At 51.6% G+C, this 26,028-nt stretch carries 25 protein-coding genes; 9 read left to right on the forward strand and 16 right to left on the reverse strand.

Going from position 1 to position 26,028, the window contains the following annotated elements; all coding sequences use genetic code 11:
• Nucleotides 1-349: 349 nt before the first annotated feature.
• From ACRQU7_RS11140 to ACRQU7_RS11150, 3 genes are all read right to left on the reverse strand, one after another.
• On the reverse strand, nt 350-1,789 hold the full coding sequence (locus ACRQU7_RS11140) for a C40 family peptidase (RefSeq protein WP_444640881.1): 1,440 nt from the start codon (nt 1,787-1,789) through the stop codon (nt 350-352).
• A gap of 410 nt (nt 1,790-2,199) precedes the next feature.
• Nucleotides 2,200-3,558, reverse strand: a complete 1,359-nt coding sequence (locus ACRQU7_RS11145; RefSeq protein ID WP_444640883.1) for a UDP-N-acetylmuramoyl-tripeptide--D-alanyl-D-alanine ligase — start codon at nt 3,556-3,558, stop codon at nt 2,200-2,202.
• Nucleotides 3,559-3,566: 8 nt separating this feature from the next.
• Nucleotides 3,567-5,021 carry a UDP-N-acetylmuramoyl-L-alanyl-D-glutamate--2,6-diaminopimelate ligase gene (locus ACRQU7_RS11150; RefSeq protein ID WP_444640885.1) on the reverse strand — a complete coding sequence of 485 codons (1,455 nt, stop codon included), beginning with the start codon at nt 5,019-5,021 and terminating at the stop codon, nt 3,567-3,569.
• 335 nt (nt 5,022-5,356) lie between these two features.
• Between ACRQU7_RS11150 and ACRQU7_RS11155 the strand changes: the two genes are divergently transcribed.
• Nucleotides 5,357-6,721, forward strand: a complete 1,365-nt coding sequence (locus tag ACRQU7_RS11155; protein WP_444640887.1) for a radical SAM protein — start codon at nt 5,357-5,359, stop codon at nt 6,719-6,721.
• 110 nt (nt 6,722-6,831) lie between these two features.
• Here the strand turns inward: ACRQU7_RS11155 and ACRQU7_RS11160 are convergent, their stop codons facing one another.
• The 4 genes from ACRQU7_RS11160 to ACRQU7_RS11175 form a co-directional block, all read right to left on the reverse strand.
• Nucleotides 6,832-7,398: a hypothetical protein gene (locus ACRQU7_RS11160; RefSeq protein WP_444640889.1), complete on the reverse strand. Its 567-nt coding sequence runs from the start codon at nt 7,396-7,398 to the stop codon at nt 6,832-6,834.
• Between the two features lie 257 nt (nt 7,399-7,655).
• The gene (locus ACRQU7_RS11165) at nt 7,656-8,843 is read right to left on the reverse strand and encodes a glycosyltransferase (RefSeq protein WP_444640891.1); all 1,188 of its coding nucleotides are present in this window, start codon (nt 8,841-8,843) and stop codon (nt 7,656-7,658) included.
• Nucleotides 8,843-9,907 carry a glycosyltransferase family 2 protein gene (locus tag ACRQU7_RS11170; RefSeq protein WP_444640893.1) on the reverse strand — a complete coding sequence of 355 codons (1,065 nt, stop codon included), beginning with the start codon at nt 9,905-9,907 and terminating at the stop codon, nt 8,843-8,845. Before ACRQU7_RS11170 ends, ACRQU7_RS11165 begins: the two co-directional genes overlap by 1 nt.
• A 2-nt stretch (nt 9,908-9,909) precedes the next feature.
• Nucleotides 9,910-10,035, reverse strand: coding sequence for a hypothetical protein (locus tag ACRQU7_RS11175; RefSeq protein WP_444640895.1), 126 nt, complete (start codon nt 10,033-10,035; stop codon nt 9,910-9,912).
• Between the two features lie 136 nt (nt 10,036-10,171).
• On the opposite strand from ACRQU7_RS11175, the gene ACRQU7_RS11180 reads away from it, so the two are divergent.
• The 3 genes from ACRQU7_RS11180 to ACRQU7_RS11190 all read left to right on the forward strand — a co-directional run bounded on the left by ACRQU7_RS11180 (nt 10,172) and on the right by ACRQU7_RS11190 (nt 12,693).
• Nucleotides 10,172-11,425 carry a glycosyltransferase gene (locus ACRQU7_RS11180; RefSeq protein WP_444640897.1) on the forward strand — a complete coding sequence of 418 codons (1,254 nt, stop codon included), beginning with the start codon at nt 10,172-10,174 and terminating at the stop codon, nt 11,423-11,425.
• A gap of 213 nt (nt 11,426-11,638) precedes the next feature.
• The gene (locus ACRQU7_RS11185; RefSeq protein ID WP_038324623.1) at nt 11,639-12,316 is read left to right on the forward strand and encodes a DUF421 domain-containing protein; all 678 of its coding nucleotides are present in this window, start codon (nt 11,639-11,641) and stop codon (nt 12,314-12,316) included.
• Complete coding sequence (locus ACRQU7_RS11190; protein WP_038324581.1) at nt 12,313-12,693, forward strand: DUF4363 family protein; 381 nt, start codon at nt 12,313-12,315, stop codon at nt 12,691-12,693. Before ACRQU7_RS11185 ends, ACRQU7_RS11190 begins: the two co-directional genes overlap by 4 nt.
• 51 nt (nt 12,694-12,744) lie before the next feature.
• On the opposite strand, the gene nrdR is transcribed toward ACRQU7_RS11190, so the two are convergent.
• Nucleotides 12,745-13,203, reverse strand: coding sequence for a transcriptional regulator NrdR (gene nrdR / locus ACRQU7_RS11195; protein ID WP_038324582.1), 459 nt, complete (start codon nt 13,201-13,203; stop codon nt 12,745-12,747).
• An 81-nt stretch (nt 13,204-13,284) separates the two neighbouring features.
• Nucleotides 13,285-14,070 (reverse strand): sugar phosphate isomerase/epimerase family protein, encoded by a 786-nt coding sequence (locus ACRQU7_RS11200; RefSeq protein WP_444640900.1) that lies wholly within the window; start codon nt 14,068-14,070, stop codon nt 13,285-13,287.
• Between the two features lie 200 nt (nt 14,071-14,270).
• On the opposite strand from ACRQU7_RS11200, the gene ACRQU7_RS11205 reads away from it, so the two are divergent.
• Nucleotides 14,271-14,702 carry a hypothetical protein gene (locus ACRQU7_RS11205; RefSeq protein WP_141397600.1) on the forward strand — a complete coding sequence of 144 codons (432 nt, stop codon included), beginning with the start codon at nt 14,271-14,273 and terminating at the stop codon, nt 14,700-14,702.
• Nucleotides 14,703-14,790: 88 nt separating this feature from the next.
• Nucleotides 14,791-16,689 carry an ABC-F family ATP-binding cassette domain-containing protein gene (locus ACRQU7_RS11210; protein WP_444640903.1) on the forward strand — a complete coding sequence of 633 codons (1,899 nt, stop codon included), beginning with the start codon at nt 14,791-14,793 and terminating at the stop codon, nt 16,687-16,689.
• A 38-nt stretch (nt 16,690-16,727) separates the two neighbouring features.
• Here the strand turns inward: ACRQU7_RS11210 and ACRQU7_RS11215 are convergent, their stop codons facing one another.
• Nucleotides 16,728-16,967 (reverse strand): HPr family phosphocarrier protein, encoded by a 240-nt coding sequence (locus ACRQU7_RS11215; RefSeq protein ID WP_038324589.1) that lies wholly within the window; start codon nt 16,965-16,967, stop codon nt 16,728-16,730.
• 129 nt (nt 16,968-17,096) lie between these two features.
• Between ACRQU7_RS11215 and mtaB the strand changes: the two genes are divergently transcribed.
• Nucleotides 17,097-18,413, forward strand: a complete 1,317-nt coding sequence (mtaB, locus tag ACRQU7_RS11220; protein WP_444640905.1) for a tRNA (N(6)-L-threonylcarbamoyladenosine(37)-C(2))-methylthiotransferase MtaB — start codon at nt 17,097-17,099, stop codon at nt 18,411-18,413.
• Between the two features lie 78 nt (nt 18,414-18,491).
• Here mtaB and ACRQU7_RS11225 read toward each other — a convergent pair whose 3' ends face one another.
• Nucleotides 18,492-19,775, reverse strand: a complete 1,284-nt coding sequence (locus ACRQU7_RS11225; protein WP_444640907.1) for a glycoside hydrolase family 10 protein — start codon at nt 19,773-19,775, stop codon at nt 18,492-18,494.
• Between the two features lie 136 nt (nt 19,776-19,911).
• On the opposite strand from ACRQU7_RS11225, the gene ACRQU7_RS11230 reads away from it, so the two are divergent.
• Both ACRQU7_RS11230 and ACRQU7_RS11235 read left to right on the forward strand, forming a co-directional pair.
• Nucleotides 19,912-20,280 carry a zinc ribbon domain-containing protein gene (locus ACRQU7_RS11230; RefSeq protein ID WP_444640909.1) on the forward strand — a complete coding sequence of 123 codons (369 nt, stop codon included), beginning with the start codon at nt 19,912-19,914 and terminating at the stop codon, nt 20,278-20,280.
• Between the two features lie 14 nt (nt 20,281-20,294).
• The gene (locus ACRQU7_RS11235; RefSeq protein ID WP_038324592.1) at nt 20,295-20,567 is read left to right on the forward strand and encodes a DUF1294 domain-containing protein; all 273 of its coding nucleotides are present in this window, start codon (nt 20,295-20,297) and stop codon (nt 20,565-20,567) included.
• 589 nt (nt 20,568-21,156) lie between these two features.
• On the opposite strand, the gene ACRQU7_RS11240 is transcribed toward ACRQU7_RS11235, so the two are convergent.
• The 5 genes from ACRQU7_RS11240 to nadD all read right to left on the reverse strand — a co-directional run bounded on the left by ACRQU7_RS11240 (nt 21,157) and on the right by nadD (nt 26,012).
• Nucleotides 21,157-21,705: a hypothetical protein gene (locus ACRQU7_RS11240; protein WP_444640911.1), complete on the reverse strand. Its 549-nt coding sequence runs from the start codon at nt 21,703-21,705 to the stop codon at nt 21,157-21,159.
• Nucleotides 21,706-22,028: 323 nt separating this feature from the next.
• Complete coding sequence (gene leuS, locus ACRQU7_RS11245) at nt 22,029-24,437, reverse strand: leucine--tRNA ligase (RefSeq protein ID WP_444640913.1); 2,409 nt, start codon at nt 24,435-24,437, stop codon at nt 22,029-22,031.
• Nucleotides 24,438-24,461: 24 nt separating this feature from the next.
• Nucleotides 24,462-24,818 carry a ribosome silencing factor gene (gene rsfS, locus ACRQU7_RS11250; protein WP_038324597.1) on the reverse strand — a complete coding sequence of 119 codons (357 nt, stop codon included), beginning with the start codon at nt 24,816-24,818 and terminating at the stop codon, nt 24,462-24,464.
• Nucleotides 24,819-24,835: 17 nt separating this feature from the next.
• Nucleotides 24,836-25,408 carry a bis(5'-nucleosyl)-tetraphosphatase (symmetrical) YqeK gene (gene yqeK / locus ACRQU7_RS11255; protein ID WP_141825367.1) on the reverse strand — a complete coding sequence of 191 codons (573 nt, stop codon included), beginning with the start codon at nt 25,406-25,408 and terminating at the stop codon, nt 24,836-24,838.
• The gene (gene nadD, locus ACRQU7_RS11260) at nt 25,401-26,012 is read right to left on the reverse strand and encodes a nicotinate (nicotinamide) nucleotide adenylyltransferase (protein ID WP_444640916.1); all 612 of its coding nucleotides are present in this window, start codon (nt 26,010-26,012) and stop codon (nt 25,401-25,403) included. The genes yqeK and nadD overlap by 8 nt, the downstream gene beginning before the upstream one ends.
• Nucleotides 26,013-26,028: the final 16 nt, after the last annotated feature.

Consider the following 26,028-nt stretch of genomic DNA (forward strand, 5'->3'; position numbering starts at 1 on the left):
AAATTAGTTACGTTAAGCCTAGCGGTTAAACGCAATCCCAGCCACGCCGTTGCCACTGCCCTCCGCAAAGGATTTTTCGCGGTCATTGCTGACTGCGGCAGTGAAGCGTCGCCGATATAGAATTCAGATGCAAACGCAACATATCAAATATAGTGTCATAAATACGATTTGTCAAGATTTTTTTGAATATTTCATCAAATTTCTATCGATTTTTTAAATTACACACGAATTTTATTAATTTTCCTCTGTTTTCCGCTGAAATGCTCTGTTTTTCTCCAGACAAAATAATTGTTAAATGGATGAAAAAATCCCGCAGTTTCCTGCGGGATTTGTGAGAAATCAAGCTGTTTTATTTTTTAATAATAACCGCTGCCGTTCTTTTCCGTAAAGACAGAATCCTTTTCACCGTCATAAAGACGCCGGACAAAAATGCCGACAACAGCACGACGCTGAAAACCATACCGCCGTCGGAACCGGAAGCTTCCTGTGCGCTTCTGTCAGCCGCCGCGGCGTTGACGGCGGGAATCATGTTGCTGAAGACGATGGTCCCGGATTTGCTTTCCGCACTCGATTTGCTTTCCACAGCAGCTTCAGCGGAAAGGCTCTTCTCCGCTACGGAGGAAACCGGCTGCGCCGGGGCTTTCACCGCGGCATCCGAATAAAGGACGCTAAGGGCGGCCTGATCCAGAATTCCGGTCTGCGCAAGACCGGAAGCCTTCTGGTAGGCCAGAACGGCCTGTTTGGTAAGGTCCCCGTAGTAAATGGTCGGGTCGCCGGTCATATAGCCCAAAGCGATCAGCCTTTTCTGCATAGAAAGAACCAGCGAGGAATGCATGCCGGGCGTAACGGTTCCCGGCTTCGGGTTTTTCACCGCGCTGGATGCAAACAGCTTTGTCTGTGTGGCCGGATCGGCAATGCCGGTGGAATTGATGCCCGCAGCGCCCTGAAACGCGCTGACGGCATCGGACACGCAGTAATCGTAATAATTGTTTACCGATTCATAATAGTACCCAAGGTCCTTGAGACGCTGCTGCAGCTTTTCCACATCCGCGCCTTTGGAATCCGTCTGAAGCGTGAGGTAAGGGGTCGCGCCCGAGGATTCCGCGGCAGCCTGGATCGCCTCCCCGGAGGAAGCGGTCAGTGCGCCGGAAGCGCCGAACGTATAGGTAACGCCAGAAATGGTTCTGGTCGTATTGACGACATACTGGCCGTTTTCATAGTAATATTTCTGGCCGTTGAAGCTTGCAAAGCCTGTGGTAGGATATGTAATCTGGGGCAGTTTGAACCACATGGTCCATTTCGGCGTATCGCGGCCGAAAACCTTCTCGTATTTTATATTGACCCCCGTCGCACGGTTGTCCACCGCCATGTTATTGCCGACGTAAACGCCGACATGGCCCGGCTGGTACAGAATCAAGCCGTGGATTCGCGGCAGAGAGGAGGAATCGGAGTAATTGATTTTACCCTTTGAGCTGGCGGAATCGAGCATCGCGCCGGAGCTTCCGGCTACGGAAACCAAACTGGGTCTGGGGTCGCTGGAATCGCCTGTCCACCAAAGATACGACTTGATCAGGCCGGAGCAATCGGTCCCGCGTACTCCGCCGGAAAACTGGCCGTACCCGCCGGCACGGTATTTCCATCCCTCTTTATAAGCCTTGAGGACATGTTCGGAAAGTCCGACTCCTGTTTTGGCGCTTGCCGCGCTGACGGCTGAAGAAACATTCATCGAAAGGATCGCGATAAGGACTGCCACGACGAACGCTGATAGAAACCCGAACCCCTTTTTCATTTTAACCTCCTGCTGCACTTCCGTTACTCTTTTTTCTACTTTCTGTCTGTAAAAAATGATACATATTCGTTACACATATTACAAATTAGTAACATTTTAACATATGTTTTTCCGGAACGCAACAGGCAAAGACCAGAATTATGAAAAAATTCACAATTCGCGTCAACTTTCGCATGCTAAAATTGTTAAATAATTATCTTACAGCAATTCCATTTCAGTTTGCGCGACAAAGGACGTCACTCCCCCGCCTTCGGCGGGGGAGTGACGCAAGCTTGTTACAGAATCAACTGGAAATGCTGTATTCTGGAAAGCAAAGCGGCGGACTAAAAAAGTCCGCCGCGGGAGAATGCCGAAAAAGAGAAGTGACGTGCGCAATGCGCCGGAGGGAGGCAAAACAGGAGACCGTTCTTTTAAAGCAGGGCTTTGACGATCTGATCGGTTTTCATTCCGCGGGAACCTTTGACAAGCACCACGTCTCCCCCGGTCAGAAGGGATTTGAGCTTTGCAATCGCTTCCGCGTTGTCTCCAAAGGAATAGCAGACGAAGTCCGGATTGACGCTGCGCGCCCCTTCGGCGATTTCTCTGGCCCGTTCGCCGACCGTCAGCACGATGTCCACCCCCGCCCGGGCGGTGTACGCGCCCACATCAAAATGCGCCTGCTGGGAGAAATCGCCGAGCTCCAGCATATCGGCCAGCACCGCGATGCGCTTGCCCGTATGGAAGCCGCACAGGACGTCGACGCTGCCTCTGATCGCGTCGGGGCTGGCGTTATAGGAATCGTCGATGATCGTGACATCGCTGACGTGATGGATCTGCTGGCGCATGGCAAGAGGACGGTACTCCGCAAGTTTTGCAGCGGCCTTTTCCATCGGAACGCCGAGCGTTCTGGCAACCGCCAGGGCGGCCAGCGCGTTGGTCACGTTATGAAGGCCCAGCGCCGGAAGCTCCACCTCGCAGGACCCGCCCGGCATTACCAGAGTGAACCGGGTGGACGAGGCCGCCGTACGGATATTTTCCGCCCGGAAATCGCACCAGGAGGCGGTGCCGAACCAGACGATTTTGATTCCCGGTTTTCCGCGCAGACCCGCAAGGAGCGCGTCGTCGCCGTTCAGAAACAGGATGGAATCCTTATGGAAGCAATCGGTAATATGCAGCTTTTCGTTCAGAATATTATGCTGCGTTTTGAGCTGCTCAATATGGGAAATGCCGATATTGGTCATAACGGCATAGTCCGGCGCGGCGATCTGCGCCAGACGGCTCATTTCCCCGAAATTGCTCATCCCCATCTCCACCACGGCGGCCTGATGCCTGTCGGAAATCCGGAACATGGTCAGCGGAAGCCCGATCTGGCTGTTATAGTTTCCCTCGGTCTTCATCACGTTGAACGAGCCGGAAAGCGCGAGGGCGACCATTTCCTTCGTGGTCGTTTTGCCTACGCTTCCCGTAATTCCGACAAACGGAATACGGAACCGCTGCCGGTAAACGGCGGCGATCCTCTGCAGGGCCTGTTCCGTGTTCTGTACGCGGATCCACGCGTGGGAGTCGATCATCCCATCGTGCTCCTGTGTGAGCGTTGCGGCGGCCCCCGCCGCAAAAGTCGCATTGATAAACGAATGGGCGTCCGTCCTTTCCCCCACGACGGGGACAAAGAGGGTGCCGAACTGGATTTTGCGGCTGTCCGTACTGACCGACGTGATCAGAGTATTGGGATCGCCGCAGAGCAGCTTCCCGCCGCAGGCGGCGATAATTTCTCCAACTGTCATTCTCATACTATCACCTATATTTTTCCGTTGATAATATCCGCGATAACCTCGCGTTCATCCAAATGATATTTGACGCCCTGAATTTCCTGATAATCCTCGTGGCCTTTGCCCGCAAGGACGACGATATCGCCGTCTTCGGCGTTCTCCATGCAGTATTTGATCGCTTCCTTACGGTCGGGAATCACCACATATTTTCCGTCCGTTTTGGCGATACCGACCTTGATGTCCTCAATAATGTCCATGACATCCTCGTAGCGTGAATTATCCGCCGTAATGACGGAAAGGTCGGAGAGCTTTCCGCTGACCTCGCCCATTTCATAGCGGCGGGAACGCGCGCGGTTGCCCCCCGCGCCGAACATGCAGACCAGGCGGTGCGGATGGTACTCGCGCAGAGTTTCCAGAATATTTTCCATGCTCAGCGCATTGTGCGCGTAATCGATCAGCAGAGTATAATTTCCGGGAACACCGACCGGTTCTACCCTTCCCTTGACCTTGACCGTGTTCAGCCCTTCGGCAATCGCCTGCGGGGTCACGTCAAAATGGCGGCAGACCGCCGCCGCCGCAAGTGCGTTGTAAACGCTGAATCTGCCGGGGATATCCACGTCCACGCCAAAGGCAAGCTGACCTTCAAGGTCAAAATGAACGCCGAGATAACCCGGGCGCGAAATGAGCTTTTCATTACCCGCGCGCAGCCCAGCCTCCTGCGAAAAGCCGTAGGTCTCGATCGTACAGGTATGGCCTTCTATAATTCCCGTGTAATTTTCATCGTCTATATTAATAATACCGGTCCGGCACTGCCGGAACAGCATGCTTTTGCACTGCAGGTACTCTTCCAGTGTTTTATGCTCGTTGCCGCCGATATGGTCGGGCGAAAAATTGGTGAACAGCCCGATGTCAAAGAGAAAGCCCGACACACGGTGGTCCTTGAGCCCGATGGAAGAGGCCTCGATCACGGCGGCTTTGCAGCCGCTGTCCGCCATTTTGCGCAGGAAACGCTGCACATCGTACGATTCCGGAGTGGTGTTGTTCGTCTGAATCACTTCGTCGCCGACAACCGTCCCGATGGTCCCGATGATGCCGGTCCTGATTCCGCCCGCCTCAAGAATGGAACGGATCATATAGGAAACCGTCGTTTTGCCCTTCGTGCCGGTAATGCCCACCACGCGGAGCTGATCGGCGGGGTGCCCGAAATAGGCCGCCGACATCACCGCCATGGCATAGCGCGTATTTTCCACCAAGATCACCGCCGCACCGTGCACCGTTACCGGGCTCTGCGCGACAATCGCGGCCGCGCCGGCATCCGCCGCCTGCTGCGCAAAGTCGTGGCTGTCGACGGAAGAGCCGCACAGGCACACGAACACACAGTTTTTAATCACCCTGCGCGAATCGTAAACGATATCGGTTATTTCAACGTCCGTGTTGCCGGAGCAGGTATATTTTAATCCTTCGAGTATGTTTTTTAACTGCATAATCCAGCCTCCGTATCCATAATTTAGAGCATTTCCAGTCGATTCTGCAACAAGGTTGCGTTCCTCCCCCGCCGAAGGCGGGGGAGGAACATGTTTTATCCCGCAAACGTAACTGGAATTACGATAGAAACTCTTCTGATGATACAATAAAGATATGTCAAAGTCAATTGTATTAGCCCGGTAACCCTTCTTTGCGGTTACATGACACTTTCCACTTTATGTATGATATTTGGACTGTGGAACTGTTTTGTATAGATACAACCGTTCCGGATAATGCTAACATACAGTCAAACAGCGTACACGGCGCTTAAAACGATAGAAAGGGAGCATACGTGATGGGAACTGTGAATGAAAAACTGGAATCCTACGGACTGAAAAAAGTATTGAGCTACCTGGACAACAATCCTGAGGAAAACGTACCGAAGGTCTTAAGCTGGGTACGCAGATTCGACAGGGAGGATTATTATCACAACGCTTACGATCTGGTTGGAGAAGCGCTGAAAAATCCGGAAAACAACTGGTACAAACTGATTATGAGCCTTTATGACGACATTGATTCCGGTGTCAGGAAAAAAATGTTCGAAAATTTCCTGATCAATTCCTCCATTGTAGGCTGTCAGCGCAAAAATAAAAACGAAGAAAAGTACGACTGCAACATTCCGTGGGCAATCCTGATGGACCCCACCTCCGCGTGCAACCTGCACTGCAAGGGCTGCTGGGCGGCGGATTACGGCAACAAGATGAATATGAGCTTTGAGACGCTCGACAGCATCATCGAGCAGGGGAAAAAGCTCGGCACCTATATGTATATCTATTCCGGCGGCGAACCGCTCGTACGGAAGGACGATATTATCAGGCTGTGCGAAAAGCACAGCGACTGTGAATTTCTGGCCTTTACGAACGCAACGCTCATTGATGAAGCGTTCGCGGACGAAATGCTGCGGGTAAAGAATTTCGTGCCCGCGATCAGCGTGGAGGGCTTTGAAGAAGCCACCGATTTCCGCCGCGGAGAAGGCACCTATCAGGCGGTCATCAAAGCGATGGAGATTTTAAAGGAGAAAAAGCTTCCGTTCGGCATTTCCTGCTGTTACACCAGCAAGAACACCGACGTGATCGGCAGCGAAGAATACTTTGACGACATGATTGCAAAGGGCGCGAAATTCGCGTGGTTCTTCACCTATATGCCGGTCGGGGCCGACGCGGTCCCCGAGCTGATGGCTTCCGCGGAGCAAAGGGAGTTCATGTATCACCAGATCCGGAAATTCAGGGAAACCAAGCCGCTGTTCACCATGGACTTCTGGAACGACGGCGAGTATGTACAGGGATGCATTGCGGGCGGACGCTGCTACCTGCACATCAACGCGAACGGGGATATCGAGCCGTGCGCGTTTATCCATTATGCAGATTCCAACATCAGGGACAAAACGCTTCTGGAAGCGTACCAATCCCCGCTGTTCATGCAGTACCGCAGGAACCAGCCGTTCAACGGAAATCACCTGCGCCCCTGCCCTCTGCTCGACAATCCGGGCAGACTGTCCGACATAGTGCACAAGTCCGGCGCACAATCGACGGACATGACTCATCCCGAGGATGTTGAGGAGCTGAGCGCAAAATGCGTCAACGCCGCGAAGAACTGGGCTCCCGTCGCGGAAAGGCTCTGGGACGAATCCCATCCCGAAGAACAGGAAAACGCGGGCTGACCAAACAGCCGAACAAAGTATCCGATTTCATCAATATTCTTAATATATAAAGAAGGACGGCTTTCGCATACTCTAAGCGGAAGCCGTCCTTTTTATATTTCAACGAGTCCTTAAAGAAACGATTCCAACACGTTTACAATGTGTTGATGTGACTGGATGCACTCATTAAAAGAAGCAGACGGTTCGTCTCCACTTTTCTTGATATACTCCGCCTCTTCCACTTCCTGCTGAATTACTTTTTTAAAATACTCCGCATAATTTCCCGATGACAGCAAGCTGTCAGAAGCATCGGCAGAACCTTTCGTTACTGTTACCGTCCCCTGTGCCGTCGTCGGTCTCGCCCCCGCCAGGAGGTAATCCTGATAGGACAAAACGCCGCTGTTGGTCAATTCAGACAGCAAGGAATCCATTCCGGAAGCGTCTGAACCAGAGTACTTGTCCCGAAAATATTGTTTCTGCACACCGGACAACGTGTTACCCCCTGTTGATTTTTTCCCTTTTTCCGTAATAGCTGGCAGGCATGCTTCATTTTGGGAAGAAAATGTAACTCCATCCATACTTTCTTTTGAGGCGCTTTGCACCATATTGGCAAAAGCACCGGATCTCGCTTTTTTTCCGGCACTATTGACGAAGCCTGAGAATCCATTTGAATATACGGAAGCTATGCTGTTTATCATTTCAATCTCCTTAATTACTCAGAATATAATATTCCGGTGCTGATTGCCTCTGTTCCTCCACCGCTGTATCTGATATATCCACTCAAATCGCTTGCCTCAGAAGCAGTATAATAAGATATTGTCTCATCCCCTTTTATATTTCCATATTCACCTTAACACTATAATTCATATATGTCAATATTTTCTTCAAAAGATAAGATACCACGCAAAAATGGTGTTTCAAAATTAATTTTGAAACACCATTTTTTAAGTTTTATTTAATGATTGAGTAGCGCATACAGTTTTTCGATTTCTTCTTCATTGGTATAATCACACTGTGCCAAAGACTGTGAAAACTCCGCGCGTTTCTCCTCATGCAGCAGCAAATCTTCCAGACCCGCTTCAACCCCCTCGCTGTCCATGGGAACGATCAGTCCGTTTCTGCCGGAATCGATCTGATCGCGGGCCGTGGAAAAATCGGTGAGAAGAATCGGGCGGCACATGACCATCGCCTCGTCGACGGCGATGGATTTGCCCTCGAACCGGGACGGCTGCAGGTAGACGTCGCACGCCTTCAGATACGGGTACGGATTGGGGCGCTCCCCCATGAACCGGACGTAATCGCCGATGTCGAGTTCCCGGACCATCGCCTCCAGGTTTTCCTTTTCCGGGCCGATTCCGATGATATACCACTTAAAGCGAAGCCCCTTCTTCTTTAACACGGCAATGGCGGGCAGCGCAATGTCAAGCCCCTTCTGGTGAGAAAGACGGGCAATGGACAGTACGCGCAGGCCGGAAAAATCATCTTCAAAATCGGCCGGTTCTTCGGCCATCTGGCGCATGAAGGTGGAGGAAATAATATTGTAGATCACATGGAACCGGTCGGAATACTCCGGGAAAGTGTTCTCAAGCGCAGTCTTACAGGATTCGGAAACCGTGCACAGCGCGTTCAGTTTTCCAACAAACGCACGGTCAAAATCGCTGTTCAAACCCATTGCCATATAATCGCCGTGGATAAACCCGATTTTGACGGGGCTTTTGACCTTGGTTACGGCGTAATAAATCGGCTGGCCTTCCATAAAGGCCACCACCGCGTCGTATTCCTTCTTGGAAGGCCGGATAAAACACCTTTCCACATTCCACATGCGTACCAGCCGCTCGCCCATGGTCCCGCGCAGACCGGCAAAGGAAACCAGCAGGCGGCAGAGCGCGATTCGCGGATGCCCCTTTCTGATGAGGGCAAAAAAGGCCTGGCGGATATTTAATTTATACTCCGCCGGAAAGAGCGGAGGCAGAAGGTTTGCCTTCGGTGAAACGCGGCTCAGAAACAGGCCGTCGTTTGCGAAAAGCTGAAGGTCGACCTCGTAATTTTCATAATCGAACAAAGACAGCACCGTGACCAGACTTTTTTCAATGCCGCCGCTGTGCAGGCTGTAATTGATAAAAAGAACACGTTTTTTCGCCATTATCTTTTCCCCGCGTTTTTCAACAGCATATTGGAATAAATCCGGTAGAACAAATAGACGGCCGGGGTTATTCTGGACCGGATAACCCGCAGGACGATCCTGTCCGCACGGGTGCCGTTTTTCAGGTAGTCGGAACGGGCCGCAACCCGGAGCACCGGATTCCGGAGGATGCCGCGCACCTCTTTGTATCTTTTCGCAAAACCCTTATCATTATTAAGGCTGAAGCAGTTGACCAGAGAAGAATGCGCCGCGCTGCGGAGAAGCCACGCAAGGTGGCGTTCCCCATACTGGGCGTAAAGGCCGTTTTTCTGCAAAAAGTCACGCACCACATGGTAGCAGGCGGTCATCATTTCCATTTTTCTGGGACGGTACCGGGTGCTTAACGATTCGGGATTATAACGGTAATGATAATAGGCCCCGCCAAGAACAAGCACTTTGTCCGTCAGGCAGTGCGCCATGATCGATACCGGAAGATCTTCCAGCATGATTTCCTGCTCATTGAAATAGGAAAGGTGATTTTCCAGAAACCACTCCCGGCGGAAAAACCTGCGCCACGCGCAGCCGAGCATCTCTACCTGCCGCCAGGGGCTGTCCGTCGGATCGGGGCCGATCAGCTCCCGGAGCAGGATTTCCCGCGTTTCCCGATCGAAAGCAGGGAAACTCACCGGCAGCTTGCAGACACGGTGCTCCTCCGCTTTACTGTTTTCGCGTACAAAGTTAAAGACGACCATATCCGCGGCACATTTTTCCGCAGAGGAATACAGATTCTGCAATGCCTCCGGGTCAAGCCAGTCGTCGGAATCCACAAAAGACAGGTATTTTCCGGCGGCGCGGGCGGCGCCGTAATTGCGGGTATTTCCCAGGCCTCCATGGGGCTTGTCCAGCACCCGGACACGGGAGTCCTTCTCATATGTCCGCGCAAGCTCCAGCGAACGGTCGGTCGATGCGTCGTTTACTAAAAGAATCTCTATATCCGTCAGCGTCTGCGCCAAAATGCTTTCGACACACTGCGCCAAATACTTTTCTACGTTATATACCGGTACAATCACACTTACTTTTGGCAAGATCAGACCTCCTTCTCTTCGTCGCCCCGGCGGCAGCGTCCTTTTCCGGACAGCACCGGGCATCCTTCCAGCCCCCGAATCAAACCGGTTAAGAACCGGGAAACAGGCGCCAGCCAACGTATTCGCATATAAAAATACATCTTATGATACCATTTTCTGTGAACCAATACAAGATTATTTTGCAGCAGCGTGTTGAAATGCAGCATTTTGTATGCTATTCTTTTATATATTTCTATTTTAAATCGATCAGGAGGCTGTTTTCCGATGAAGGACTGCCTGGTATTGTTAACGAAAACGTTCCCTTTCGACAAAGGGGAAGAATTCATAGAAGACGAACTCCCTCTTCTGGCGAAAGCATTCGATCAGGTCATTATCGTGGCCACAAGCACTGCCGACAACCCGGTACAGACAAGAAGCGTGCCTGAAAACGTCTGCGTCCACAGCATCCGTGCATCCAAGGTCAAACGCAGCCTTGCCGGAGCGGTGGCAAGACAGTTTCCTTTTAAGGATTACAAGGGCTATTCCGGAAAAGATGAGCGGAACGCCGTAAAGGGATCGCTGAAAAAAAACCTTTATTTGAGTTATTTTATCGCGAAATCCGAAATCGTGTACGATGAAACGGTTAAAATTCTCGCCCCGTATTCCCTGCAGCAATACGACGGCGTAACGTTTTACAGCTATTGGTTCTACGATATCGCCATGGCGGCGGTAAGGCTCAAACGGTACTGTCAGGCAAAAGCCAAGCTGGCGGTCTGCCGGGCGCACGGCTACGACCTTTACGCTTACCGCAACTCCATGAATTATCTGCCGCTGCGGCATTACCTTCTGAAAAACATAGACAAGGTCTACACCTGCTCCCAAGACGGAAACGATTACTTGACCGGCCTGTATCCCCAATACGCGGGAAAAATCCAGACTGCCTATCTGGGTACGCGGGATTACGGGACGACACAAGCAGACGGAACGGGACCTTTCCAGATTGTCAGCTGCTGCCACATCGTCCCGCTCAAACGCGTGGATCTGCTTGCCAAATCCCTGAGTCTGCTGAACGGCAGCGGTCTTGCGCTGAAATGGACGCATTTCGGCGGCGGCGACGCATTGGAAGAGCTGAAAAAATACGCGGAGGAAAATCTGCGGTTTATGGAGTATGATTTCCGGGGAGAAGTGAAAAATTCCGACCTGATGGCCTATTACCGAAACACCCCGGTAGACCTGTTCGTCAACACCAGCAGCACGGAGGGGCTTCCTGTCAGCATTATGGAAGCCTGCTCGTTCGGGATTCCCGCGATTGCAACGGATGTGGGAGGAACCGGAGAAATCGTCCGCGACGGCGAAACCGGCTTTTTAATCGAGGCGGATTTTACCCCGGACAAGCTGGCTTCGGCCATTCGTTCCGTGGCGGAGTTACCGGCGGAAGAAAGAAAAAAGCTGCGCGAAAACTGCCGGTCGGTTTATCTGAGCACCTTTTGTGCGCAGGACAATTTTGCCGCTTTCGCCCAGCAGATTAAACCGCTTTAAAAAGGACCGCGGCAAAAACATCATCAAAAATACCATGTGCCGAACATGCGCTTTGACAGGCTGAAAAGCCTTTGCAGAGGGCATGTTTTTTCATTTTTGGACCGCTTTATAAACACAGATTTTCCGCCTTTTTTGGTTCTGTGCGGTTCTTCGATTTCGGACAAAATGAATAAGCCGCCGCAGGAGGAACATACTATCAGCGGTGATAAAAACATGACCATTTCATTTATAAGGACCTTACTGCTCTACATAGTCATTATTGTAGCGGTAAGGCTGATGGGCAAACGGCAGATCAGCGAGCTGCAGACAAGCGAGCTCGTCGTGACCCTCCTGATTTCCGATATTGCGGCAATCCCGATGCAGGACACCGGGCAGCCCCTGGTAAGCGGGTTCATCCCCATCGCGGTGCTCGTAATGTGTGAAATCCTCGTATCCGGCCTGATGCTGAAAAGCACGAAATTCCGAAAGCTGATCTGCGGCAGACCGATCATCGTGATCAACGACGGGAAGGTAGACCAGAAGGAAATGCGCCGCCTGCGCATGAGCACGGAGGACCTCTCCGAGCAGCTGCGGCAGAAAAACGTATTCAGCCTTGAGGACGTTGCCTACGCGATTGTGGAGACCAACGGAAAGATGAGCATCATCAAAAAGACGGACAAGGAGCAGCCGACCGCCGGTATGCTGGGCGTGGCGCTGCCGGACACCGGGCTCGAAACCGTCGTCATCAGCGACGGAGTCATTTCCGACTTTTCCCTTCAGCTGTGCAACAAAAGCCGGGAATGGCTGGAAGGCGTCCTGCGCGGCAAAAACATCAGCACAGACCAGATTTTTATTATGACGGCCAACAGAAAGGGAGATTTCAATATTATCAAAAAGGATGAAAAACAATGAAACGTTTATGGGCCTGCGCAGTGATCCTCGTTCTGCTCATAACGGTTTGCACCTACGGAACGGTCAAAACCCAAAAGGTCAGCGAACAGATGACCAAAACCCTCGAAAGCGCCCGACAGGCGGCGCTGGAGGGCGATCTTGAAACAGCACAGAAGCTGAGCCAAAAGGCCGCGGACGACTGGCACGGCTATCATGAAGTGCTGTGCACCTTTATGCCGCACGCACCGCTGGAAGCCGTTGACCAGACGCTCTCAGGGCTTCCCATGCTCTGTTATTTTGAGGGAACGGACCAATTCGGGGCGGACTGCGACCGCGGTATCACACAGATCATGTATCTGAACGAATCCCAGCTTCCCTCCATTGAAAATATCTTTTAAAAAAAGAGCGGCAGGTTATACCTGCCGCTTTCCCTGTTTTTATGAAACTTTTCAGGACCTGCTTTTAATCATTCTGTTCAATTCATCCATAAAGGTATTGATATCCTTGAACTGACGGTAAACCGAGGCAAAACGGACGTAAGCCACCTCATCCACGTCCTTCAGCTTTTCCATAGCGTACTTGCCGATCAGGCTGGAGGGCACTTCGCGGTCAAGCGAATTCTGGAGCATGTTTTCGATTTCGTCCACAATGCGTTCCAGCGTGTCGATGGACACGGGCCGCTTTTCACACGCGCGCAGAAGGCCGTTCAACAGCTTGTTGCGGTCGAAGGTTTCACGCGATTTATCTTTTTTTATCACAACAATGGGCACCGTTTCGATTACCTCATAGGTTGTGAAGCGCTTGGTACATTTCAAGCATTCCCTGCGCCGCCGGATTCTTTCGCCTTCGTCGGTCGGGCGGGAATCGATGACTTTTGACTCTTCATGGCCGCAATACGGGCACCGCATTGTAAAATCACCTCTATAAAACTATTTGTATAATTATAGCATATTTTTTCAGCCATTAGCAAGCGTTTATGAAACAAAATATTAGTAAATTAGACCATCTACGACTTTTTTTGCGCCTGTCAATTCGTTCAGTTCGCCAAAATTGCGCCGGTAGACCTCGATAACCAGGTCCCCTTTGTAGCCGGATTTCCGCATCAGCTGTTTCAGTGCGCCGAAATTCATGGTTCCGCTGCCGGGCAAAAGGCAGTCCTCCCCCGGTTTGTTGTCGTTAATATGGACATGGACCAGCCTTTCCCCCATCGCCGCGCACATCTGAAAGGGATCCTCCCCTCCGCGCACCGCCTGCTTGACATCCAGCACAAACGCACAGTCCTCGTGCAGATATTCCCGCATTCTCGAGATAAACCCAGGCTCGTTGCTGCGGAACAGATTGACATTCTCCTGCGCCACCGTGACGCCGAACGTTTTTCCCAGCGCATAGAGCCGCGCGTAATGCTCAAAATATTCCTGCTCGGTGATTCTGCTGCGTTTGTCGTTGCGCTGGCCGTGAAGCACCAGAATTTCCGCGCCCAGAAGGTTCGCGGCGTGAAAGTACCGTTTATAGAACTCCAAACCGTCGTCGGAACGGCGCTGGTAATCCGAAAAAAGAAGGAAGCTTTCAAAGCCGGAGGTGAACGGATGAACGGACTTTACGATACTTCCGCTGTCATCCGCCATTCTTTTTAATTCTTTGATATATTTCGGTCTTAATTCGCTGATTGTATTGATAAACACCTCAAAAAGGTGGAAGTCAAGCGCGATTAATGCCGGAAGAGCCTGCTCCAGTTCCATGGGATAAAGGCAGGCCGTTGAGATGCCGGAACGCATAGTATCACCCCTTTTTTAAGATTATATCCCGACGGAAGAAAAATGTCCAGATTAATCAATGCACGGCTGGATATTCTATAATATTGCCGGAAAAAACAAATTCCTTAACAAGGCCCGGACCGTCGAAAATCTGTAAAGCAATTTTACGGCTGCATGACCTGATCGGCAGCCTGGCCTAAAAGAAAGCGGGAGAAGAAATCATGATAAACGAAAACGCATCTTTGCTGGAAGAAATCTATCAGGCAACAAAAATGGGGCTGGAAGCGACTCAGCTGATCATTCCCAAGGTTCAAAATCCGCAGCTGCGCACCGAAATAGAGGATCATGCTTTGCGCTATCAGGATATGGGCGCGAAAGCAAAGCAGATGCTTCACACCGACGGAAGGATGCCGAAGCCGGAAAAGACGATGCAGAAGGCAATGCTGCGCGGGTCCATCCAGATCAACACGATGATGAACCAGACCCCGTCGCACATAGCCAAGCTGATGATTAACGGCACCGCCATGGGAATCAAAGACATCACCAAAAACCTGAACCGGCTCGACGGCGCCGACACCGAAGTAAAGAAGCTGGCGGAAGATTATATCATCAATGAGCAGAAAAATATTGACGAATTGAAGAAGCATCTTTGAAGAACTTGATTTAACCGCGCTATTTCATTATAATATGGGAGCGGGGCCCGAACGCTCCGCACTTTACATATAAGGGGTTTTTACTGCTATGGGTTTGCTGAGCGCAAGCAATTTGAATAAATCCTTCGGCGCCGATGTGATTTTCAGCGGCGTCTCTTTTGAGATACAGGAAAACGACCGCATAGGGCTTGTGGGGATCAACGGCTCGGGCAAGACCACTCTGCTCAAGCTGCTGACCGGCGAAACGCAGCCGGACGGCGGCGATATTTTCAAGGCGAATTCGACCGTTCTGGGCTATATGGAACAGCATGTCTGCCGCGATCTGGAAAGAAGCGCCTACAGCGAGGTGCTGACCGTATTTTCCGGACTTTTGGAAATGGAAAAGGAACTGGAAAGCATCAATCTGCAGCTGCAGACAAAACCGAAGGACATTGACCGGCTGATAGAAAAGCAGGCCGCAATGAACGACCGCTTTGTCGCACAGGGCGGGCTGACCTGTAAAAGCAGGGCGCGCTCCGCGCTGCTGGGACTCGGTTTCGACGACGAGCAGATGGGGCTGCCGATCGCCGTGCTGAGCGGCGGGCAGAAGGCGAAGCTGCAACTGGCGAAAATGCTGCTGTGCGGCGCCAACCTGCTGCTGCTGGACGAACCGACCAACCATTTGGATATCTCCTCCGTGGAATGGCTGGAAGATTTTCTGCGTTCCTACGGCGGCTCCTTCGTGGTCATCTCCCATGACCGGTATTTTCTGGACAAAGTGACCAACCGTACCTTTGAAATGGAAAACGGCCGCCTAATGCCGTACAAGGGCAATTACAGCACCTATCTTGCCCAGAAAGACGAAAACAATCTGGCGGCGCAGCGCAAGTACGACAATACCCAGAAGGAAATCAAGCGCATTGAGGGAATCGTGGCGCAGCAGCGGCAATGGAACAAGGAACGGAGCATCCGGACCGCGGAAAGCAAAATGAAGGTGATCGAACGGCTGGAAAAAACGCTGGAAAAGCCGGATGAAAAACCGGACGGCATCCATTTTGATTTCGGTATCCGCCAGCGGGGCGGAAACGATGTCCTGAGCACCGAAAACCTTGCCCTGCAATTCGACGGCAAACTGCTGTTTCAGAATGTGAATCTTGAAATCCACCGGGGCGAAAGAATTTTTCTGATCGGGCCGAACGGCTGCGGAAAGACATCCCTTCTAAAGACGCTTCTGGGGATCAACACCCCCTCCGGCGGCGAATTCCGTTTCGGCGCGGGAATCGACGTCGGCTATTACGACCAGATTCAGGCGGGCCTGCATCCGGAAAAAACCGTGATCCACGAAATCTGGGATTCCTACCCGAAAATGACCCAGACTGATATCCGAAACGCGCTGGCCGTCTTTTTATTCAAGGGCGACGATGTGTTCAAAGCCGTGGAGTCTTTAAGCGGCGGAGAGCGGGCGCGCGTTCTTTTGCTCCGTCTGATGCTTTCCATGGACAACTTCCTTTTGCTGGACGAGCCTACCAACCATCTGGATATCGACTCCCTCGAAGCGCTGGAGGCAGCACTGCAGAGCTACGAAGGCACCCTGCTGATCGTATCTCACGACCGCTACCTGATCAATAAAATCGCCGACCGGGTCTATTATCTTGACAGGGACGGCGCGCAGGAATTTATCGGCGGCTACGACAGCTATCTTGAAAAAAGCCGCACAAAGACCGCGGAAACAGCGGAGCCTGCCGCCGTGAAACCGAACGAGTACCGGCTGCAGAAGGAACGCGACGCGTCTATCCGGAAGGAAAAGGCGGAGCTGAAACGCAGCGAAGCGAGGATTGACGAGCTAGAAGCGGAAATCACCGTTTTAAAGGAAGAGCTCTCCAAACCGGAAGTGGCCAGCGACTACGAAGCGGCGATGGAAATCACCGAAAAAATAGACTGCCTGACCAAAGAGAACGAAGAGTTGTTTCAGCGCTGGAGCGATCTGGCGCAGAAATATCAGGAATAAAAAAAGCAGTCCGGATCACCGGACTGCTTACCATCAATTTAGTTTTGTGTCTGCGGTCTAAACTGTTCAAGCTGGGAGATAAACTCTTTCCCTTCCTCACCCGGAACTTCGATCGTAATCGGCTTGGACAGATCCAGGCTAAATACTCCCATAATTGATTTCGCGTCAATTTTGTATCTATCTGTAGTCAGGTTAATCGGAAAGGTATAGCTGTTCGTCAGCGTTACAAACTTTTTGACAGCCTCAATGCTGGAAAGTAAAATAGAAGTTGTATACATAAGATACCTCCGTATTACAAAATTCACTACTCATGATATAGCACGGAAGGAATTTTTTCAATATTTAATATAGCCATACATTATGTCAATAAGTAATTTTAAATATCTAAATTTGTAAAAGGTGAAAAAATGAAAGTCTCTGTTATTACCCTTGGATGCAAGGTAAACCAATACGAATCACAGGCAATGCTGGCTCAGCTTGTCTCTGCGGGATTTACCGTATGCGACGCCGCGGAGGAAAGCGACGTGGTGTTAATCAATTCTTGCACCGTCACCTCCATGAGCGACCACAAGGTGCGCCAGACGCTCCACCGGGCAAGGCGGAAGAACCCCGGAGCGGTCCTTGTCCTGACCGGCTGCATGCCCCAGGCCTTCCCCGAAGCGGCGGCCGGGCTGCACGACGCGGACATTGTGCTGGGCAATTCCAACCGTGCGGCGCTTCTGCCCGACATCATGAAATACCTTTCCTCGCGTCAGCGCGTTGTAGACATTGTTCCCCATGAAAAGGCCCCGGGCTTTGAGTCGATGAACGTGAGCAGCTTTTTTGAGCGCACCCGCGCTTTTGTTAAAATTGAGGACGGCTGCAACCGCTTCTGCTCCTACTGCATTATCCCCTATGCGCGCGGTCGGGTACGCTCCAAGCCGATGGACGAGCTGAAAAAAGAAATCGCGGAAATCGCCGCGAACGGATACCGGGAAATCGTTCTGACCGGAATCAACCTGTCCGCTTACGGGCAGGAGATCGGCCTGCATCTCTGCGATGCGGTCGAAGCCGCCTGTGAACCGGATTCCGTCGCGCGCGTACGGCTGGGTTCCCTGGAGCCCGAGCAGCTGAGCGAGGACGTCATTGCCCGTCTGAGCCGGCAGCAAAAGCTCTGCGCTCAATTCCACCTGTCCCTGCAAAGCGGCTCAGACGCCACGCTGAAGCGCATGAACAGGCATTACAGCACGGAGGAGTACCGGACGATTGTAAAAAACCTGCGCGCGGCCTTTGAAAACGCGGCGATCACCACCGACATTATGGTGGGGTTCCCCGGCGAAACCGAAGAGGAGTTTCAGGAATCGCTGGCCTTTGCCAGGGAAATCGCTTTCGCGAAGGTTCATGTTTTCGCCTATTCCCGCCGCCCCGGCACAAAAGCCAACGACGCGCCCGACCAGATTCCGCAGACGGTGAAGGAACAGCGCAGCCGCCTGATGATCGAAGCGACGCAGCAGACCAAGGAAGCGTTTTTCCAAAGACAGATCGGACTGACCGAGCCGGTGCTGTTCGAGCGGGAATGCGACAGGAACGTCTATGAGGGCTACACCGAAAACTACACGCCGGTCAAAGCGCACAGCGGCAAAAGCCTGAGCGGGGAAATTGTTCCCGCCCTCATTACGGATGCCCTGAGCGACTGCTGCCTTGCCGAAATAAAAAATAGCGGGCAGCCGATTGCTTCCACATGACAGCAAAAAGCACTTTGACTGGCTTTTACAGCCGTTTCAAAGTGCTTTTCTTTGATGTAAATCATCCAAAGCCGGGCGTCACGAATTCAGCACCTTCATGACGTTCTGCACCTCTTGCTTCGTCTGGTCGCTGTTCAGATAATCCCAGGAATAAAACATAAACCCGTCGCAGGAGGTTTTCCGGCCGACCTCCACCTGCTGCGCCAGGATATTGTTCGATTTTTTCCAGGTGCCGCTGTCGGCGTCAGAGCCGCTTTTGTAAACGGCAAGACCCAGGTACAGTTTCACGTTTGTGTTCACCACCATTTTGCGCCAGCTTTGGGCGGCGGTGTCAAACGGAAGAACGGGATTTTCAAAGTTGACGTACAGCTGCGGGCAGATATAATCGACATACCCCTGCGCGCTGCACCAGGAGGCGACGTCCGCGCCCATATTCATGTCGTTCTGCACATTTCCCTGCGGGGCGATTCCAAACGGCAGGTTCGGCTTTACCGACTTGATTTCGCTGTAGACCTGTGAAACCATCGCATTGATGTTGCCGCGCCGCCACTCCAGCAGACCGAGCGGCGTGCCGCTTTTGGAAGCGGAGGCGCAGTATGCGTCGTAGGCGCTCTTATCGAACGAGCCGTCCTGCGTCGGATAGAAATAATCGTCAAACTGAATCCCGTCGACGTCGTAATTCTGCGCGATTTCCTTCGCGCCGTCCGCAATCAGCTTGCGCACCTGAGGATAGGCGGGATTGTAGTATTTACCGCCGTTGCTGTCCACGACCCAGCCCGCCTTGGAAGTGTCGCTTTTCCATGTATTGTAAAGATTGCCCTGCGCCAGAATGGACGGCGTTCCGGACACCTGAATGCGCAGCGGATTGATCCACGCCTGAATTTTCAGCCCTGCCTTGTGGGAAGCCGTAACCATGTAAGCGAGGGGATCGTAGCCGGGGTCCACCCCCTGTGTTCCGCCGACGACATGGCTCCACGGAAAATAGGCCGATTTATACAGCGCGTCCCCAAACGGCCGTACGTGGACGATCAGCGTATTCATCCCGCAGTTTTTTGCCCCGGCAACAATGGCGTCGAACTTTTTCTGAAAGCCCTTTTCGCTTTTATCCTCTTCCTTGCTCATATTCAGATTCATATACGGCACCCATACCGCCCGCATTTCGTCGGAGGAGGCCGGAACTGCGGCGGCGGTCGCGGCGGGCGCGGAAGCGGACGTGGAATCCGAATTCCCCCCGGGCGCCGAGGAGGACTGTTCGCTGAACCGGTTATGCCCGATATTGACCAGCATAGTAAGTGCGATGACTCCTGCCAGAATGCAGGCGCAGATAAAAATACTGTGCCGGTTAAAAAGCTTGATTACCATAGAAACCCATCCTTTCCAATTGTAGCTTTCCCCCCATTTTGTGACGTTTTTTCAATTTCAACAACCATCTATTTGACAGAACTGTCCGGATAGTGTACGATACAATTTAATAAATGCATTGATTGGGGGCGGTGTGGTGTTCTTCATTATCGGAGTAACCAGCGGCGCGCACGACCTTGGCCTGCGGAGATGCGGCTATTTCTCCTGCTGTTCCGGCGGCGGCGCGATGGCGGCGGTTACCTATACGTTTCAGCAATTCACGCTTTTCTTTATCCCGCTGTTCCGTTTCGGGAAAAGATACTTCGTCACCTGCCCCAACTGCGGTACCGTATACGAGCTGGCAAAAGACGAGGGCAGGCGCATTGAAAAAGACCCTGCGGCTGAAATCAATCCGGAGAGAATGTATGTTGTACAGGGCGCCAGCCGGAAAACCTGTCCGAGCTGCAGGTACGCGGTGGACCCCAACAGCCGGTACTGCCCCAACTGCGGCGCCAGACTGCTTTGACGGAGGCGTAAGACATGCCTAGTTATATATATTGGGTTTGCTACTTAATTATTATTAATTTTATTGCGGTCATCATAACGGCAGCAGACAAGCACAACGCGAAAAAACACCTTTGGCGTGTTCCGGAAAACACCCTGTTCCTGATTGCGGCGCTCGGCGGCTCCCCCGCTATGCTGCTCACCATGTATGCGATCCGGCATAAAACCCAGCATAAGAAATTTATGTTTGGCATTCCGATGATTATTACGATGCAGGTGTGTTTTGTCTATTACCTGTTTTTCAGATGATACCGTAGGAAAGAGGGCTCAGATTCGTGCCTGGGCAAGAAAGAAAAGCAGACATCCATCCTTATAAAAATTTCAAGGGGCTGTTGCAAAAGAATTTGCATCAGCCCCTTGGTTGGTTTTTTGTTTCCGGATAATGCCCGGTATTGCTTCCTGACAACCGATTTGCAGCGGGAAACCAGATTACGTTCCCAATTCGGATTTTTCTCCATAAAAAGCAGAAAGGAAATTTGCCCCGGAATAGATAGACAGAAACAATTGAATGGTATTCAAATTCTGAACGAAGAACTGCGGCAGAGACGCATAAAATACATACAGAAGTATGATAGCCACAATACACAGCAAAGAAACTGCTAAATAAAAAAGAGCAAAGCGAAAGATCAGTTTTTTGTTAATCGCATTGAAAAACATTCCGGATAGAAACAGAATGATTATATGTACAATGATCGTTCTATAGGGATGGAAATAAAACACACGGTCTTGATCCATCGCTTTCAGAACGAAAAGGTTGACGATGGTAAACAGTATAAAAACAGCCGGTTCGCAAATATGCTTCACGAAAAGCAGAATGTGACACTTTTTGTTCATGCGACTACCACCCCACTGTTTTTCGGTCGTCCGCAGGACGGGAAACGGGCTGATCTTTGGTTTCCTCCAATACGGAATTCTCTCTTCTGCATTTTGTCCATGCAAGAAATATCTGTACAAAAGAAAGAAGAAAGGAAATAAAAACAGGCGACAGAAGATTCCCTTCCAGATAATTGATCTGCAGCGGCAGAAAAATCAAAATGGAAAAAGCATACATCAGAAAGGTATACAGAAACACCTGATGAATCTGAATTCTGGAATAGACCATCCGATATCCTATCCAGATAAAAAAGGCGATTCCAATGAGGTAATAACCGATCTCGACGGCCGTCGCCGTATAGCCGATTGTTTTCCAAAGACTGTCCAGCTCCGGCGACTTGACGCTTTGCTTTTGGAGCGACAGCAGCGCCAAATATACCTGACGGGAATAGACCCGATAGCTGAACTGGATGATATTGACACTGAACATCACGACCCCAAACAATACAAACGGTACCAGAGCGGATGGACTGTTTTCACCGGATGCATTCCTTTGTTTTAAAAGCTTCTGCAACTCTATCGACCTTTCTTTTGCTTAATCCGGTATTGCCAACATAATGTATGATTTGCCTGCACATTTCATGCCGATCGGCTATCCCTCTGAAAATCCGACACAATGAACACAGTGAATAACGAAAGTCCATTTTCTTTCCTATAGATATAACGATTCAAACCGTGTTTTGTTACAGTTTTTCCCAAGCTTTTTAAAATTTGTGATGTTGTATAAATCGATTCATGGTTTTTTATACAGTATGCCATTTCTGTTCCAGAACAAATAGTAAGACAAACAAATAAACGGCACCGGTAAAACCGGTGCCGTTTGCTGATTTTAATTTATTATTTTACGACGATATTGACCAGCTTGCCGGGGACATAAATCTCCTTGACAACGGTTTTTCCGCCGAGTTCGGCGGCAATCTTTTCGTCGGCCTTGGCTGCCGCAACCGCCGCATCCTTGGCGATATCCGCCGCGACGCTCAGGTGCGCGCGCACTTTGCCGTTGACCTGGACAACAATTTCAACGGTGTCCTCGGTGCATTTCGCCTCGTCGTATTCCGGCCACGCCTGCTGGCAGGCCATCGCGCCGTTGAACTTCATCAGCGCCCACATCTCTTCCGTTACATGGGGTGCAAACGGATTGAGCAGAACAGTGAAAACTTTGAGCTCATCCCTGGTAATGGAGCCCGCGTCGGCAATATCGTTCATCAGCGCCATCAGCGTGGCAATGGCGGTATTGAATTTGAGCGCCTCAATATCCTCGCCGACCTTTTTGATTGCCTTATTAAAGGAAATTTCAAGGCTCTTTCTGACGCCCTTCTCTTCACAGAGAATATTCTGAAGGTTCCAGTAGCGCTCCACAAAGCGGCGGCAGCCCTTGATGCCCGCGGAGCTCCACGGGGCGGCTTTCTCAAAATCGCCGATAAACATCTCGTAAAGGCGCATGGTATCCGCGCCGTACTCGCTGACAATTTCATCGGGGTTGACGACGTTGCCGCGGGATTTGCTCATCTTTTCGCCGTTTTCGCCCAGGATCATGCCATGGCTGGTGCGCTTAGCGTACGGCTCCGGCGTAGGTACCACATGGATGTCGTAAAGGAATTTATGCCAGAAGCGGCTATAGAGCAAATGAAGCGTTGTATGCTCCATTCCGCCGTTGTACCAGTCGACCGGCGTCCAGTATTTCAGGGCTTCCTCGCTGGCAAGCGCGTTGTCGTTGTGGGGATCGATGTAACGCAGGAAGTACCAGGAGGAACCGGCCCACTGCGGCATGGTGTCCGTTTCGCGCTTCGCTTCGCCGCCGCAGTGCGGACAGGTAGTCGTTACCCAGTCCGTCATGTGCGCCAGCGGGGATTCGCCGGTGTCGGTCGGCTCGTAGGATTTGACATCCGGCAGCCGCAGCGGAAGCTCGCTTTCCGGCAGCGGAACATAGCCGCATTTCTCGCAGTAAACGACCGGGATGGGTTCGCCCCAGTAGCGCTGACGGGAAAAGACCCAGTCGCGCAGCTTAAAGTTCACTTTGGAGTGCCCCAGTCCCTTCTCCGTTAAGTAATCGGTGATCTTTTTCTTGGCCTCGTCCACGGTCAGGCCGTCGAGAATCCCGGAATTCACCATAATGCCGGTCGCGCAGTCGGTAAAGGCTTCGTTTTCCACGTCGCCGCCCTTGACCACTTCAATAATCGGCAGATCGAATTTCTTCGCAAACTCCCAGTCGCGGGTATCGTGCGCCGGAACGGCCATGATGGCCCCCGTACCGTAGGAAACGAGCACGTAATCGGAAATGAAAATCGGAATCTCTTTTCCGGTAACGGGATTGACAGCCGCTACGCCATTAAGGCGGACGCCGGTTTTATCCTTGGCGACCTCCGTGCGCTCAAAGTCGGACTTTCTGGCGGCTTCGCTCTGGTAAGCGCGCACCTCGTCGATATTTTTCAGCCTGTCGGCCCATTTTTCGATCATGGGATGCTCCGGGGAAACGACCATGTAAGTCGCACCGTAAAGCGTGTCCGGCCGGGTGGTATAAACGGTGAGCTTGTCCCCCGTCGTCGCGGTGAAGTCCACCTCCGCGCCGGTGGAGCGGCCGATCCAGTTCTTCTGCTGCGCCTTGACGCGGTCGGGGTAGTCGACAAGGTCAAGGTCGTCGATCAGGCGCTGGGCATACTCGGTGATTTTAAGCATCCACTGGGATTTGACTTTGCGGACGACCTCGCTGCCGCACCGCTCGCAGACGCCGTTGACCACTTCTTCGTTGGCCAGCACACATTTGCAGGAAGTGCACCAGTTGACGGCCATTTCCTTCTTGTAGGCAAGGCCGTGCTTGAACAGCTGAAGGAAAATCCACTGTGTCCATTTATAATAATCGGGGTCGGTCGTATTGATTTCCCGCGACCAGTCGAAGGAGATGCCGAGGGACTGAAGCTGCTGCTTAAAGCGGGCGATATTTTTCTTCGTCACTTCCGTCGGATGCACATGGTTCTTGATGGCGAAATTTTCCGTGGGCAGGCCGAACGCGTCCCAGCCGATGGGATAAAGAACGTTGTAGCCCTGCAGGCGGCGCTTGCGCGCAACGATATCGATTGCCGTGTAGGAGCGCGGGTGACCGACGTGAAGCCCCTGTCCGGACGGATAAGGGAATTCTATCAGCGTGTAATATTTCGGCTTGCTGCTGGCGTTGGAGGCATGGAAAACACCTGCCGCTTCCCATTTATCCTGCCATTTTTTCTCAATTGACCTGTGATCGTATTTCATCTTTCCTTCGCTCCTATATTTTGATTAATCTTTTACAATATCGGAAATATCGATTTTTTCCGCGTCCTGCCACAAACGGTCAAGATTGTAAAATTCGCGCGCGTCCGCCGTAAAAATATGGACCATGACATTACCGTAGTCCAGAAGCACCCAGGAGTTGGAACGGTAGCCGTCAACATGCTCCGGGCTGACGCCGAGCTGCTTTAACTTGAACTCGACCTCTTCCGCAAGCGACTTGACGTGAGTGCTGCTGGTACCGGTCGAAAAAACAAAATAATCCGCAAGTACGGAAATATCCTTAATGCCGATGGCCTTCAGGTCCATGGCTTTCTTTTCATCCAAAATCTTAACTGTTTCCTTTGCCAGTTCCAGTGACGTCATACACAACAACCTTTCCTTTAACTGTATTTATTTTTCAGAACCGCCTCATTATAAGCGGCGATCGTATCGGGATGGATAGCGCGGCAGCCCTTTGTCAGGTCCTGAATGGTGTAAACCATTCCTTCGATCATCGCCTGTTCCAGGCTGACGTCGGCGGCCCTGCGCAAAGCCTCTACGCCGTCGTAGTCGCGGTCCGCGGAAATAAAATCGGCGATAAAGATGATTTTGTCGAGCAGGGTCATGTGAGCCCGCCCGGTCGTGTGATATCTTACGGCATTTAAAATCTCCGCGTCGGCGATTTTCAGTTCCTTTTCCAGATAAGCTTCCCCAAGCATTGCGTGCCAAAGCTTCTGCGCGCTGCGCTCCACATCGGTCAGGATGATATCGTAGCGCATCATCATTTTCAGCTGTTCCTCGGGCGGAACGTCCTTCATAATATCGTGAAGGATTCCGGCAACTTCCGCTTTTTCCACATTGGCCTCATACTTTTTTGCAAGACGCACCGCAGCGTCGCGGACACAAAGGGAATGATCATACCGTTTTTGGCTGAGAAAAGGCTTAATAATCGCCTCATAATCGATTTTATTCATTTTCCTGCTCCAAATACAACTTATTTTCCGCTATATAATCCGCAACCTTCGGCGGGACAAGCTCCGAGATGCTTTTTCCATCCCGAACCGCATTGCGGACCATTGTTGACGAAATAGGAAGATATTCAATATTCCGGATGAAGGTCTTCGCCCCTTCCCTCTCCAGAATTTCAGCGTAGTCCAAAAGGGAACGCAGTCCGTCGCCGCCGCGCGGGGCCGCGCACAGAACAGCCAGCCTAAAAATCGTTTCCGCTTCGTACCATTGCTTCAGGGTAAGGAACATATCCTCGCCGGTAATCAGGTAAAGCTCGGAATCCGGATTTCTTTTTTTCAGTTCCCGCAGAGTGTCCGCAGTGTAGCTGCGGCCCCTCCGTTTCAGCTCTATGTCGCTGACTTCAAAAATATTCCCTTCGCACGCAAGGCGGCACATTGCAAGCCTGTCCCTGCCGGGGGCAAGGTTGGGCGCGTGCTTGTGCGGAGGCTGATAAGTCGGAATCAGCAGTACCCTTTGCGCCCCGATCATCTTTGCAAACCGCTTTGCCAGATGCATATGCCCGTTGTGAATGGGGTTGAAGGTGCCGCCGAATACGGCAATTTTCTGCATATTTCCACCTTATGTC

This window comes from Caproiciproducens puteiluti, from assembly GCF_052442865.1.
GTDB lineage: Bacteria > Bacillota > Clostridia > Oscillospirales > Acutalibacteraceae > Caproiciproducens.